At 41.6% G+C, this 14,014-nt stretch carries 9 protein-coding genes and 1 pseudogene; 4 read left to right on the top strand and 6 right to left on the bottom strand.

Annotation, left to right across the window (positions count from 1 at the left end):
- Positions 1-90 precede the first annotated feature (90 nt).
- From M1F55_RS05680 to galE, 5 genes are all read right to left on the bottom strand, one after another.
- Positions 91-1,056 carry a siderophore ABC transporter substrate-binding protein gene (locus tag M1F55_RS05680; RefSeq protein ID WP_049515984.1) on the bottom strand — a complete coding sequence of 322 codons (966 nt, stop codon included), beginning with the start codon at positions 1,054-1,056 and terminating at the stop codon, positions 91-93.
- Positions 1,057-1,151: 95 nt separating this feature from the next.
- Positions 1,152-1,904, bottom strand: coding sequence for an iron ABC transporter ATP-binding protein (locus tag M1F55_RS05675; RefSeq protein ID WP_049515982.1), 753 nt, complete (start codon positions 1,902-1,904; stop codon positions 1,152-1,154).
- The gene (locus M1F55_RS05670; RefSeq protein ID WP_049515981.1) at positions 1,901-2,857 is read right to left on the bottom strand and encodes an iron chelate uptake ABC transporter family permease subunit; all 957 of its coding nucleotides are present in this window, start codon (positions 2,855-2,857) and stop codon (positions 1,901-1,903) included. Before M1F55_RS05670 ends, M1F55_RS05675 begins: the two co-directional genes overlap by 4 nt.
- Positions 2,847-3,806 carry an ABC transporter permease gene (locus M1F55_RS05665; RefSeq protein ID WP_049515979.1) on the bottom strand — a complete coding sequence of 320 codons (960 nt, stop codon included), beginning with the start codon at positions 3,804-3,806 and terminating at the stop codon, positions 2,847-2,849. The genes M1F55_RS05670 and M1F55_RS05665 overlap by 11 nt, the downstream gene beginning before the upstream one ends.
- 143 nt (positions 3,807-3,949) lie before the next feature.
- A complete protein-coding gene (gene galE, locus M1F55_RS05660; protein ID WP_065427852.1) occupies positions 3,950-4,948 on the bottom strand; it encodes a UDP-glucose 4-epimerase GalE in 999 nt (332 codons plus the stop codon).
- A gap of 294 nt (positions 4,949-5,242) precedes the next feature.
- Here galE and pepA point away from each other — a divergent pair, with 294 nt between their 5' ends.
- Together pepA and M1F55_RS05650 are read left to right on the top strand one after the other, a co-directional pair.
- Positions 5,243-6,307, top strand: coding sequence for a glutamyl aminopeptidase (pepA, locus tag M1F55_RS05655; protein ID WP_004255930.1), 1,065 nt, complete (start codon positions 5,243-5,245; stop codon positions 6,305-6,307).
- A gap of 19 nt (positions 6,308-6,326) precedes the next feature.
- The gene (locus M1F55_RS05650) at positions 6,327-6,623 is read left to right on the top strand and encodes a bacteriocin immunity family protein (RefSeq protein ID WP_004255931.1); all 297 of its coding nucleotides are present in this window, start codon (positions 6,327-6,329) and stop codon (positions 6,621-6,623) included.
- A gap of 97 nt (positions 6,624-6,720) precedes the next feature.
- Here the strand turns inward: M1F55_RS05650 and M1F55_RS05645 are convergent, their stop codons facing one another.
- Positions 6,721-8,352: a Na/Pi cotransporter family protein gene (locus M1F55_RS05645; RefSeq protein ID WP_004255933.1), complete on the bottom strand. Its 1,632-nt coding sequence runs from the start codon at positions 8,350-8,352 to the stop codon at positions 6,721-6,723.
- A 303-nt stretch (positions 8,353-8,655) separates the two neighbouring features.
- Here M1F55_RS05645 and M1F55_RS09085 point away from each other — a divergent pair.
- Both M1F55_RS09085 and M1F55_RS05640 read left to right on the top strand, forming a co-directional pair.
- Positions 8,656-8,718, top strand: a pseudogene (locus tag M1F55_RS09085) (YSIRK-type signal peptide-containing protein); the annotation flags it as partial.
- A 291-nt stretch (positions 8,719-9,009) separates the two neighbouring features.
- Complete coding sequence (locus tag M1F55_RS05640; protein ID WP_414716367.1) at positions 9,010-13,929, top strand: endo-beta-N-acetylglucosaminidase; 4,920 nt, start codon at positions 9,010-9,012, stop codon at positions 13,927-13,929.
- Positions 13,930-14,014: the final 85 nt, after the last annotated feature.

Below are 14,014 nucleotides of genomic sequence, written 5' to 3'. Positions count from 1 at the left end.
GTGAAATGATAAAAACGCATCCTATCAGGTTTGAGTGTACTGATAGGATGCGTTTTATCATGTAAAGATGTTAGTTGAGTTTGAAGCAGCTTATTTCAAGGCTTTTTGTGCGTCTTCAATCATGAGTTTGGTTGATTCAAGTCCGCCTCCGCTTAGATACCAGAGATCTGGTGTTAGTTGGATAATCTTGCCATTTTTAGCAGCAGGAGTTTCAGCGATGAGGGCATTTTCTAGGACACCGTCGTTACTAGAGTTGTCACCACCGATGGCAAGGGTACGGTTGATGACAAAGAGGATGTCAGGATTGATTTCTTTGACACTTTCAAAGCTGACTTCTTGTCCGTGGCGAGAATCTTCAAATTGAGTATCAGTTGGCTTGAATTTCAAGGTTTGGTACAAGAAAGAGAAACGAGATTGGGCACCAAAGGCAGTCATTTTTCCTTCGTTGAGGAGGATAGCAAGGGCTTTTTTGTCGGAACTTTCGTTTTTAGTAGCGACTTCTTGGATGCTCTTGTCTAGCTTAGCCAATTCTTCCTTGGCTTTCTGTGTGCCAGTTTCACCAAAGGCACTTGCTAAGGATTCAATGTTGGTCTTAGTAGAAGTCCAGTAGTCGTCTTTGCTTGCTTGGAAGAGAACAGTCGGAGCGATTTCGTTGAACTTATCTACGAATTTTTGGGTACGTGGTGAAGCGATAATCAAATCTGGTTCAAGAGCAGCAATGGCTTCTAGGTCTGGCTCAACCATAGAACCAACATTTTTAACTTTTCCAGCTAGGTCTTTTAGGTAAGCCGGAACAGTTTTTGTAGGCATTCCCACGATATTCTTTTCAAAACCTAAAGCGCGAATAGTATCCGCGGCACCGAGGTCAAAGGTCACAATTTTTTCAGGAACCTTTGAAAGTTTGACCTCATCTAGTGAACTTTTAATGGTCACCTCTGTTGGAGCAGAGCTACTTGTCTCCGACTGGCTGGTACTTGAGTTTGTACTACATGCACCAAGTAGGAGCAAGAAACTAGCCATTAGGGCAGTGAGGTAAAGTTTAAGGGATGTTTTCATAATTTCTCCTTTTTAAAATGTGATAACGATTTAGGGAGTCTCTAGGTATTATTGACTAAGAGACTGAAGGTTCTCTAACTTGAGCTTCTATGTTACTAGCTATAGATGCAGATCTTTTTGCCATTGATATCAGCTAGCGTGATGGGAATCTCATAGAGTTGACTGAGCAGATCAGACTGCATGATTTGATTGGTTGTTCCCTTGCTAAAGACTTGGCCGTCCTTGAAGGCGACAATTTCATCTGCATACTGGCTGGCCATGTTGATATCGTGGAGGACGATGATAATGGTCTTGCCGAGTTCCTCCACCAGTCGCTTGAGAATCTGCATCATACTGACACTTTGCTTGATATCGAGATTGTTGAGTGGTTCGTCTAGCAAGATAAAGTCTGTATCCTGGGCCAGTACCATAGCTATAAAGACCCGTTGGAGCTGGCCTCCAGACAGGCTATCGATGTAGCGGTCTTTTAAGTTGGTCAGTTCCAGATAGTCCAGAGTTTCTCGGATTTTTTCCCAATCTTCTGGTCTCAGTCGACCTCGGCTGTAGGGAAAACGTCCAAAACTGACCAGTTCTTCCACCGTCAATTTGGCTTGGTAATTGATTTTCTGCTTTAGGATGGTCAGTTCTTTGGCTAGTTCTTGCGAATTCCAACTCTCGATTTCACGGCCTTTGATACTGAGAATTCCCTGATCTTTCTTGGTCAGTCTGCTCATGATGGAGAGGAGAGTCGATTTTCCAGCACCATTTGGACCAATGAAGGCTGTCAGTTTCTGAGGACTGATTTCAAGTGAAATGTCTTGCAAAATATCCTGTTTTTGAATGGATTTGTCAATGTTTTCCAGTTTCACTGACGCGCCCTCCTGTATAGTAAGATAAAGAATAGGAGACCTCCTACACTTTCGATGATCATGCTGATGCGAATTTCCAGCGCAAAGACTCGTTCAATCAAGGCTTGCCCCAAGGTCAAGCTAATAAATCCAACCAGAATGGCTACGATAAAGAGTAACTTGTGCCGATAGTCTTTGACAATCAGGTAGGTGAGGTTGGACAGCATAAAGCCGAAGAAAGCCATAGGACCTACCAAGGCGGTGGCTGTTGAAGTCAAAAGCACGATGCCCCAGAGGAGTTCTCTCTGTTCTTTTTCCACATTGAGCCCCAATATTTGAGCCGTTTCTCTTTGCAGGTGCAAGACATCCAGAATGACTGCTTTCCGAAAGAAAAAGATGGTCAAAGCAAGGATAATCAGAGAACCAATGGCTAGGATGGAAGTGTTGAGATGCTGAAAGGAGGCAAAGAGACTGTTCTGCAGTTTATCGTATTCATTTGGATCCATCAAGACCTGAAGGAAGGTACTGATATTTCGAAAGAGACTTCCGAGTGCTAGACAGATTAGCAGGATGAAGACCAAATCTTGCTTCATCAGTGTCTTCAAGTAGCCTTGTAAGGCAAGAAAGAAGAGGGATTGAAGCAGAAACAAAACTAGGAATTCTAAAATAGGGGACTTGCCAAGTTGAAGAAACTTGCTTTCAAAAACCAGTAGTAGAGTTTGCAGTAGGACGTAGAAGGATTCGATTCCTAAAATACTTGGCGTCAGGAAACGATTTTCCGTCAGTGTTTGAAAACTAATGGTCGAAATCCCTGTCGCGATAGCTACCAAGAGATAAACGACAATCTTTTGGGAACGTAGCTTCCAGGCAAAGGCAGACAGGTGGGTGATGGGCCAAAAATAGAGGAGACAAGCTCCGATGGCCAGAATAATGAGAAGCCAGAAGAGTTTGGTATGTTTGCTTTTAGACTGCATCTTTTCGTCCCCCTCTCCATAGAAGTAGGATAAAGACGAGGCTACCAATGATTCCTAGTAGAAGACTGACAGACAACTCATAGGGTCGAATCAAGACTCGAGAGAGGATATCGCAGGCCAGAACTAGATTGGCCCCAACCAGTGCGACCATGAGTTTGGTTTGACTCAAATTATCTCCATAGTGCTTACGAACAAGATTGGGAACAATAACTCCGAGAAATGGTAAGCCACCCACGGTAATCATGGTGACACTTGTCGTTAGCGCCACCAGAAAGAGGGCCAGTTTTTCAAGTAGGGAGTATGAAATCCCCAAACTCTCGCTGGTTTCTTTCCCTAGATTCATGATGGTAAAAGTTTGGGATAATTTCCAAACGGCTATCAGGATAATGAGGCCTAAGAAAAGCCATTCATACTGATGAGTCTGAATCATGGAGAAGGAGCCCTGGGCCCAGGCAGTCATACTCTGAACCAGATTGAAACGATAGGCGATAACTTCTGTCACAGAACCGATAATCCCGCTATAGATGATCCCAATCAGAGGCAACATCCACCTTTCCTTTATAGAAAAAATAGTCATAAAGGCTAGGAAGAAGAGGGTGAATACGATGGATGAAACAAAAGCGAAGAGCATCTTTTGGGTCAGACTAGCCGACGGAAAGACAAAGAGGCTCAGCACCATTCCCAGTTTGGCAGCTTCAGTCGTTCCAACTGTGCTTGGAGCAGCAAACTGATTTTGAGTGATAGTCTGCATGAGAAGTCCTGCCATACTCATACTAGAGGCCGTCAGGAGAATACTGATGGTTCTTGGAAGACGGGACTCTTGAAAGAGAAGCCAAGTTTCATGATCCAGAGCAAAGAGTTTTCCCCATGAAAAATCACTGGTCCCAATGCTAATAGAGAGAAAGACTAGGAGTAGAAGTAAGCCAATTAAATAATGAGAAAGTTTCATACCCCATCCTTTCATGTAGATTTGGTACTGAAAGATACCTGCGGATATTACTGTAACATGATTTATTTAATCTGTCAATAAATTTTCTGACAATTTAATGAATAAAACAAGGAGAGAGCGCCAAGGCTTTCTCCTTTGTTATCCTATTCCAAAATGTTTTTGCCTTCTTTAACACGCCAACGATAATCTGATAAAATAATATCTTCGAGGGAGTAGCTAGCCTTCCAATCAAGATATTTTTTAGCTTTTGATGCGTCTGCTAGGACGCTAGCTGGGTCACCAGCACGGCGAGCAACAATTTCGTGTGGTATTTTTTGATTCAGTAATTCTTCAGCAGTTTTAAAGATTTCTTTGACGGTATAGCCTTTTTCAGTTCCTAAGTTAAAGATTTGAGAAGAACTGTCTTCTTGAAATAGGTAGTTCATTCCTTTAACATGAGCCTGTGCAAGGTCCAAGACATGAATGTAATCCCGAATACATGAACCATCACGTGTATCGTAGTCATCTCCAAATATTTTCAGGCTATCATTTTGTCCCAATGCGGTCTTGTTGATATTTGGAATGATATGAGTTGGATTTTTCACTCGCAGACCGTTTGAAGCATCCATTTCAGCCCCAGCTACATTAAAGTAACGGAAAATGACATATTTCCAATTATAGCGATTGGCCATCCAGTAAATCATTCGTTCACCCATCAGTTTTGTTTCTGCATAAGGGTTGACAGGGTCGAGCAGGGTATCTTCAGTTGCAGGCTTGTCAATACAGTTATTACCATAGAGGGAAGCAGTCGAAGAGAACATGATTTTTTGAATACCAACTTCAGATAAGACTTTGAGAACTTGGTTCATACCCGCAACATTGGCAGTGAAGTATTTACTTGGATTTTCAATACTTTCGCTCACAACAATTTCACCCGCACAATGCAGAACAGCGTCAATCTTGTTTTCTTCCAAGTAAGTTTTTAAGGCATTAGCATCATAAACATCCAGTTGTTTAAAGCTAGCACGACTATCTACAGCCGCTCGATTTCCTGTAGAGAGATTATCTAGAACATGTACCTGATAGCTAGCATTTAAAAGAGCTTTAACGGTATGGGAGCCAATGTAGCCAGCTCCACCTGTAACAAGAATTGTTTTGGTCATGATTTTTTCCTTTTTCTAGTTTTGTACTATTTTAAAGAAATAAGAAGGAGAAGTCAACTATTTTCTGCAAATTTTATGAAAAATCTGAACGATTTTGGCATCGGATTGTTTTTTTGTTTGGGAATAAAATTTCGAGTGAATCTTGGAATTTTTTTAGATTTTACTTCAAATGCAAGAGAATACAATTCATTTCTAAGATAGAGCAAAACTAAGATACTAACTTAGAAATCCACCTTCCCGCTATCCTTCTCCTATAAAAAGTGGTAAAATGGATGAAAGAAAGAAGGAACTGAAATGACAACATTATTTTCAAAAATCAAAGAAGTAACAGAACTTGCTGCGATCTCAGGTCATGAAGCACCTGTCCGTGCTTATCTTCGTGAAAAGTTGACACCGCACGTGGATGAAGTGGTGACAGATGGCTTGGGTGGTATTTTTGGTATCAAACATTCAGAAGCTGCAGATGCACCGCGCGTCTTGGTCGCTTCTCACATGGATGAAGTTGGTTTTATGGTCAGCGAAATAAAGCCAGATGGTACCTTCCGTGTCGTAGAAATCGGTGGTTGGAATCCTATGGTGGTTAGTAGCCAGCGCTTTAAACTCTTTACTCGTGACGGTCGTGAAATTCCTGTGATTTCAGGCTCTGTTCCGCCACATTTGACTCGTGGTAAGGGCGGACCAACCATGCCTGCCATTGCAGATATCGTCTTTGATGGCGGTTTTGCGGATAAGGCTGAGGCAGAAAGCTTTGGAATCCGTCCTGGTGACACCATTGTCCCAGATAGTTCCGCTATCTTAACAGCCAATGAAAAAAATATCATTTCAAAAGCTTGGGACAATCGCTATGGAGTTCTTATGGTGAGCGAGTTGGCAGAAGCTCTGTCAGGTCAAAAACTCGGAAATGAACTCTATCTTGGCTCTAACGTCCAAGAAGAAGTTGGTCTCCGCGGTGCTCATACATCTACAACCAAGTTTGATCCAGAAGTCTTCCTAGCAGTTGATTGCTCACCAGCAGGTGATGTTTATGGCGGTCAAGGCAAGATTGGGGATGGAACCTTGATTCGTTTCTACGACCCAGGTCACTTGCTTCTCCCAGGGATGAAGGATTTCCTTTTGACAACTGCTGAAGAAGCTGGAATCAAGTACCAATACTACTGTGGTAAAGGCGGAACAGACGCTGGCGCAGCTCATTTGAAAAATGGTGGTGTCCCATCAACAACAATCGGTGTTTGCGCTCGTTATATCCACTCTCACCAAACCCTCTATGCAATGGATGACTTCCTAGAAGCTCAAGCTTTCTTGCAAGCCTTGGTGAAAAAATTGGATCGTTCAACAGTTGACTTGATTAAAAATTATTAAACTTAAGGAGGTGGTAGGGATGGTAGAACCAAACCTAGAAATCCTTGTAAAAGATCTTTACAATCATGCTCGACATGATTTGAGTGAAGATTTAGTTGCTGCTCTCCTAGAGACTGCTAAAAAACTGTCTACTACAAATGAGCAATTGCTGGCAGTTCGTCTCTCAGGCCTGGTCAATCGTGAATTGCTCCTAAATCCCAAACATCCGGCACCTGAGTTGCTCAACTTAGCTCGCTTTATTAAAAGAGAAGAAGCTAAGTACAGAGGAACCGCAGCTTCTGCGCTTATGTATGGGGAGCTCTTTAAAATGCTTTGATTCCATTGTGAATCAAAGCATTTTTCTATATGTTAGAAAAGCAATTCTAGATTAGGAAAAGAAAAAAGCCATCCTATTTAGGATAGCTTCTTGGTTCTTAGATTTGTTCAGCGATGACCTTTTCAGCTAGATTCATAGCGTGGTCAGATACACGAGTATAGTGGGAAATGATGTCGATAAAGTTGACCCCAGCTTGTGTTGAACACTCGCCCTTGTTGAGGCGTTTGATGTGGGTCTTTCTGAGAACACGTTCCATATTGTTGATTTCTTTATGGCGTTCAATCAGACTTTGAGCTTTTTCAATATCATTGTTTTCCACGCTGTCAAGGGCATCTTTGATAAAGCCAGTGGTCTTTTGATAGATATCAGCTAATTCCTGTAAAGCAGCTTCAGAGAACTCAACGTTTTTACGTTGAAGGTAGTCAGTCAGGTTGATTAGCGCTTCTGCGTGGTCCCCAATTCGTTCCAAATCGCGGGATGAATCAAGAATGTTGGTGAGCACTTCACTTTCTTTCTGGCTAAGAGCTTCACTTGAAAGAGTAATAAGGTAACGAGTCAATTTTTCATCAATGGTATTGATGGCTTCTTCTGTCTTGTGGCCTTTTTCAGCAACCTTTTCATTGAGGTTAATGATGTAGTTGTATGAAAGGTCAAAGGCTTTAGAAGCATAATTTCCCAAGTGAAGGAGTTCTTTTTTGGCATTTCCGAGAGCGATTGATGGAGCTTGTTTAATCAAATGCTCATCAAGATAAAGTGGCTCGTACTTGACAACTTCATCTTCACCAGGGATGAGCTTGGTTACAAAGTAGGCCAAGGCTCCGATGAATGGAAATTGGATAATAGTATTTGTGATATTAAAGGTTCCGTGGGCGAAGGCAATGGTCATTTCTGGAGCCAGATTGAGTGTAGATTCAAACCATTGAATCAAGCCAGTGAAAGGTACAAGGAAGACAATACAGATAACCGTACCAATCACGTTAAAGGCGACATGGGCACCAGCAACACGTTTGGCAGCGATATTGGCTCCAAGAGAAGCAATAATAGCTGTAATGGTCGTTCCGATATTATCACCAAACAAGACTGGTAGGGCACCTTGTAGATCAATCAAACCACTTGCGTAAAGATTCTGTAGGATACCGATAGTTGCGGAAGAAGCTTGAATGAGTAGGGTTAGTCCAGTTCCGACAAAGACACCTAGAATAGGACTCTTACTTAGTTCAACCATATAGTCTCTAAAGACTTGCAGGTCTTTTAGAGGTTCCATTGCACCGCTCATAAGATTGAGAGCGAAGAAGATACCACCTACACCAAAAATGATACGTCCGATGTTATTGATAGAGCGATTCTTGGTGAAGAAGAGACAAATCGCTCCGATGAAAAGCATTGGTAAGGCGTAATCTCCTAGCTTAAAACCGATGATAAAGGATGTAACGGTAGTTCCAATATTGGCACCCATGACAATACCGATAGCTTGACGCAAGGTCAAAAGTCCTGCGCTGACTAGCCCCACTGTAATGACTGTGACCCCAGAACTTGACTGAATTAGCGCCGTCATACCGATACCAACTAGCACACCGAAGAACGGATTGCTAGTGTACTTGTCAATGTAAAAACGAAGGCGATCTCCAGCAGCTTGTTGCAAACCGTCTCCCATGGTCTTGATACTATATAAGAATAGTCCCAGACCACCTAAAAAGTGAAATAAAATTTCCTGCCAATTAATGGACATTTCTTTTTCCTCCGAAAAATAATAACGGAATTTCTCCTATTCTATTTTAAAGGATAAAAGTAAATCTAACAAGTGTTAAGCTAAGATTTTAGAAAGAAAATTCGTTAGAATGGGCCTTGATTATATTAATTTTACCAATTTCTAACCTAGATATAGGTATTTCCTTTTATATATTGACATTTAAAAGAAATATTTTAAAATGAGGGAGGAATTATCTTGGTCCCTGTGATTGGGATAAAAATTTTATAAAGAAAGTTAAGCGCTTTCTTTTGTGCAACAAAATCAATTTTTTAGGAGGAGAAAATGAAGAATCCATTTTTTGAAAGACGTTGTCGTTACAGTATTCGTAAGTTATCAGTAGGAGCCTGCTCGCTGATGATTGGTGCTGTTTTATTTGCTGGTCCAGCCTTGGCTGAAGAAACTGCAGTTCCTGAAAATAACGGAGCCAATACAGAGCTTGTTTCAGGAGAGAGTGAGTATCCAACTAATGAAGCTGACAAGCAGCATGAAGGAGAACAGGCTAGAGAAAACAAGCCAGAAAAGGCAGAAGGAGTAGCGACAGCATCTGAAACTGCTTCGCCAGCAAGCAATGAAGCTGCAACTACTGAAACTGCAGAAGCAGCTAGCGCAGCTAAACCAGAGGAAAAAGCAAGTGAGGTGGTTGCAGAAACACCATCTGCAGAAGCAAAACCTAAGTCTGACAAGGAAACGGAAGCAAAGCCTGAAGCAACTAGCCAAGGAGATGAGTCTAAGCCAGCAGCAGAAGCTAATAAGACTGAAAAAGAAGTCCAGCCAGATGTCCCTAAAAATACAGAAAAAACATTAAAACCAAAGGAAATCAAATTTAATTCTTGGGAAGAATTGTTAAAATGGGAACCAGGTGCTCGTGAAGATGATGCTATTAACCGCGGGTCTGTCGCCCTCGCTTCACGTCGGACAGGTCATTTAGTCAATGAAAAAGCTAGCAAGGAAGCAAAAGTACAAGCCCTATCAAACACCAACTCTAAAGCAAAAGACCACGCTTCTGTTGGTGGAGAAGAGTTCAAGGCTTATGCTTTTGACTATTGGCAATATCTAGATTCAATGGTCTTCTGGGAAGGTCTCGTACCAACTCCTGACGTTATTGATGCAGGTCACCGTAACGGGGTTCCTGTATATGGTACACTCTTCTTCAACTGGTCTAATAGTATTGCAGATCAAGAAAAATTTGCTGAAGCTTTGAAGCAAGACCCAGATGGTAGCTTCCCAATTGCCCGTAAATTGGTAGATATGGCCAAGTATTATGGCTATGATGGCTATTTCATCAACCAGGAAACAACTGGGGATTTGGTTGAACCTCTTGGAGAAAAGATGCGCCAGTTTATGCTCTATACTAAGGAGTATGCTGCTAAGGTAAACCATCCAATCAAGTATTCTTGGTACGATGCCATGACTTATAACTATGGACGTTACCACCAAGATGGTTTGGGAGAATACAACTACCAATTCATGCAACCTGAAGGAGATAAGGTTCCAGCAGATAACTTCTTTGCTAACTTTAACTGGGATAAGGCTAAAAATGATTACACTATTGCAACTGCCAACTGGATTGGTCGTAATCCTTATGACGTATTTGCAGGTTTGGAATTGCAACAGGGTGGTTCCTACAAGACCAAGGTCAAATGGAATGACATTTTAGATGAAAATGGGAAATTGCGCCTTTCTCTTGGTTTGTTCGCCCTAGATACCATTACAAGTTTAGGAAAAACGGGTGAAGATTACCATAAAAATGAAGATATCTTCTTTACAGGTTACCAAGGGGATCCTACTGGTCAAAAACCAGGTGACAAAGATTGGTATGGTATTGCTAACCTAGTTGCGGACCGTACGCCAGCAGTAGGTAATACTTTTACTACTTCTTTTAATACAGGTCATGGTAGAAAGTGGTTCGTAGATGGTAAGGTTTCTAAGGATTCTGAGTGGAATTACCGTTCAGTTTCAGGTGTTCTTCCAACATGGCGCTGGTGGCAAAAATCAACTGGTGATAAGTTGAAAGCAAGCTATGATTTTGAAGATGCTTATAATGGTGGAACTTCTCTCAAATTTGCAGGGGATCTTTCAGGTGCGACCAAGCAAGATGTGAATTTGTACTCTACTCGCTTGAAGGTGACAGATACAACCAAATTACATGTTGCCCACAAAGGAGGCAAGGGTACCAAGGTTTATGTAGAATTTGCAACCAAGAAAGATTATACCTACGGTGATGAAGCTGCCCGTAAAGAATTGACAGTTTCAGATAACTGGACTACCGATGATTTTGATTTGAGTGCCTTGGCGGGCAAAACAATTTACGGTATTAAACTCTATTTTGAAAATGACAAAGACTTAAAAGGTTATCAATTTAACCTGGGGCAATTGACCATCAGCAATAATCAAGATGCTCCTCAGGCACCAACCACAGTTGCTGTAGCCAAACAAGTCCTTAAAAATGCCCAAGAAGCGGAAGCAGTTGTGCAATTTAAAGGAAACAAGGATGCAGATTTCTATGAAGTTTACGAAAAAGATGGAGACAGCTGGAAATTACTAACTGGCTCATCTTCTACAACTATTTATCTACCAAAAGTTAGCCGCTCAGCAAGTGCTCAAGGTACAACTCAAGAACTGAAGGTTGTAGCAGTCGGTAAAAATGGAGTTCGTTCAGAAGCTGCAACTACAACCTTTGATTGGGGCATGACTGTAAAAGATACCAGCCTACCAAAACCGCTAGCTGAAAATATCGTTCCAGGTGCAACAGTTATTGATAGTACTTTCCCTAAGACTGAAGGTGGAGAAGGTATTGAAGGTATGTTGAATGGTACCATTACCAGTCTTTCAGACAAGTGGTCTTCTGGACAGTTAAGTGGTAGTGTGGATATTCGTTTGACCCAGCCACGTACAGTTGTTAGATGGGTGATGGACCATGCTGGAGCTGGTGGAGAATCTGTAAACGACGGTTTGATGAACACCAAAGACTTTGACCTCTATTATAAAGATGCGGATGGTCAATGGAAATTGGCTAAGGAAGTCCGTGGCAATAAAGCCCATGTTACAGATATTACCCTTGATAAACCAATCACAGCTCAAGATTGGCGCTTGAATGTTGTCACTTCTGACAATGGAACCCCATGGAAGGCTATTCGTATCTATAACTGGAAAATGTATGAAAAGCTTGATACTGAGAGTGTCAATATTCCGATGGCCAAGGCTGCAGCCCGTTCTCTAGGCAATAACAAGGTACAAGTTGGCTTTGCGGATGTACCAGCTGGAGCAACCATTACCGTTTATGATAATCCAAATTCTCAAACTCCGCTTGCAACCTTGAAGAGCGAAGTTGGAGGAGACCTAGCAAGTGCACCATTGGATTTGACAAATCAATCTGGTCTTCTTTACTATCGTACCCAGTTGCCAGGCAAGGAAATTAGTAATATCCTAGCAGTTTCCGTTCCAAAAGATGACAGAAGAATCAAGTCAGTCAGCCTAGAAACAGGACCTAAGAAAACAAGCTACGCCGAAGGGGAGAATTTAGACCTTAGAGGTGGTGTTCTTCGAGTTCAGTATGAAGGTGGAGCTGAGGACGAACTTATTCGCCTAACTCACGCGGGTGTATCAGTGTCAGGTTTTGATACGCATCATAAGGGAGAACAAAATCTTACTTTACAATATTTGGGGCAACCGGTACATGCTAATTTATCAGTGACTGTTACTAGTCAAGATGAAGCAAGTCCGAAAACTATTTTGGGAATTGAAGTAAGTCAGGAACCCAAAAAAGATTACCTAGTTGGTGATAGCTTAGACTTGTCTGAAGGACGCTTTGCAGTGGCTTATAGTAATGACACCATGGAAGAACATTCCTTTACTGATGAGGGAGTTGAAATTTCTGGTTACGATGCTCAAAAGACTGGTCGTCAAACCTTGACGCTTCGTTACCAAGGACATGAAGTCAACTTTGATGTTTTGGTATCTCCAAAAGCAGCATTGAACGATGAGTACCTTAAACAAAAATTAGCAGAAGTTGAAGCGGCTAAGAACAAGGTGGTCTATAACTTTGCTTCGCCAGAAGTAAAAGAAGCATTCTTGAAAGCAATTGAAGCGGCCGAACAAGTGTTGAAAGACCATGAAACTAGCACCCAAGATCAGGTTAATGACCGACTTAATAAATTGACAGAAGCTCATAAAGCTCTGAATGGTCAAGAGAAATTTACGGAAGAAAAGACAGAACTCGATCGCTTAACAGGTGAGGCTCAAGAGCTCTTAGCTGCCAAACCAAACCATCCTTCAGGTTCTGCCCTAGCCCCACTTCTTGAAAAGAACAAGGTCTTGGTTGAAAAAGTAGATTTGAGTCCAGAAGAGCTTGCGACAGCGAAACAGAGTCTAAAAGATCTGGTTGCCCTATTGAAAGAAGACAAACCAGCAGTCTTTTCTGATAGTAAAACAGGTGTTGAAGTACACTTCTCAAATAAAGAGAAGACTGTCATCAAGGGCTTGAAAGTAGAACGTGTTCAAGCAAGTGATGAAGAGAAGAAATACTTTGCTGGAGAAGATGCTCATGTCTTTGAAATAGAAGGTCTAGATGAAAAAGGTCAAGACGTTGATCTCTCTTACGCTTCTATTGTGAAAATTCCAATTGAAAAAGATAAGAAAGTGAAGAAAGTCTTCTTCTTACCTGAAGGTAAAGAGGCAGTAGAATTGGCTTTTGAACAAACGGATAGTCATGTCATCTTTACAGCGCCACACTTTACTCATTATGCCTTTGTTTATGAATCTGCTGAAAAACCACAACCTGCTAAACCAGTAGAAAAAGTTATTTCAAGCAAGGAACCAACTGAAGGTGTCAAGAATTTGGTTGTGGATACTCCAAAATTAGAAATTGAAGAGACAAGTATTGCCTTCGAACACCAAGAACGTCCCAATCCAAATCTTACAGTCGGTCAACGTCAACTTGTCCAAGAAGGAGTTGAAGGACAAATTCGTCGCTTGATTGAAGTAGATAGTCAAGGCAATCGTACGCTTCGCGCTACAGAAGTTTTGAAAGAAGCAAGTCCTGAAATCGTAGAAGTAGGTACTGGTCTCATTCCTGCCAATCCAGCACCACAAAACACAGATCTTCCAAAAACTACTAATCAACCGGCTTCTGATCAACAAAAGGCTCCTAAATTGGAAGTTCAAGAGGAAAAGGTTGCCTTTGATCGTCAAGAGCATGAAAATGCTGATATGCTAGTTGGGGAACAACGAGTCATCATACAGGGACGAGATGGTCTGTTAAGACATGTCTTTGAAGTTGATGAAAATGGTCAGCGTCGCCTTCGTTCAACAGAAGTTATCCAAGAAGCGATTCCAGAAATTGTTGAAATTGGAACAAAAGTAAAAACTGAACCAGCAGTAGCGCCTACACAAGAAAAACCAGCCCAAAATACAGCAGTTAAATCAGAAGAAGCAAGCAAACAATTGCCAAATACAGGAACAGTTGATGCTAATGAAGCCCTAATAGCAGGCTTGGCCAGCCTTGGTCTTGCTAGTTTAGCCTTGACCTTGAAACAGAAAAAAGAAGATGAAGATTAAATATCGAAAAATCTTGTGAAATCTTTCCTTATATTTCCAAAGTGTGATATAATAGTTTCGAATAAAATAAATAAAGGGGTTTTTG

Origin of the sequence: Streptococcus mitis (assembly GCF_023109235.1) — a bacterium.
Classification (GTDB): domain Bacteria; phylum Bacillota; class Bacilli; order Lactobacillales; family Streptococcaceae; genus Streptococcus; species Streptococcus mitis_DA.
Note: the sequence above shows the minus strand (reverse complement) of the source record. Positions and strands in the feature narration are given on the sequence as shown.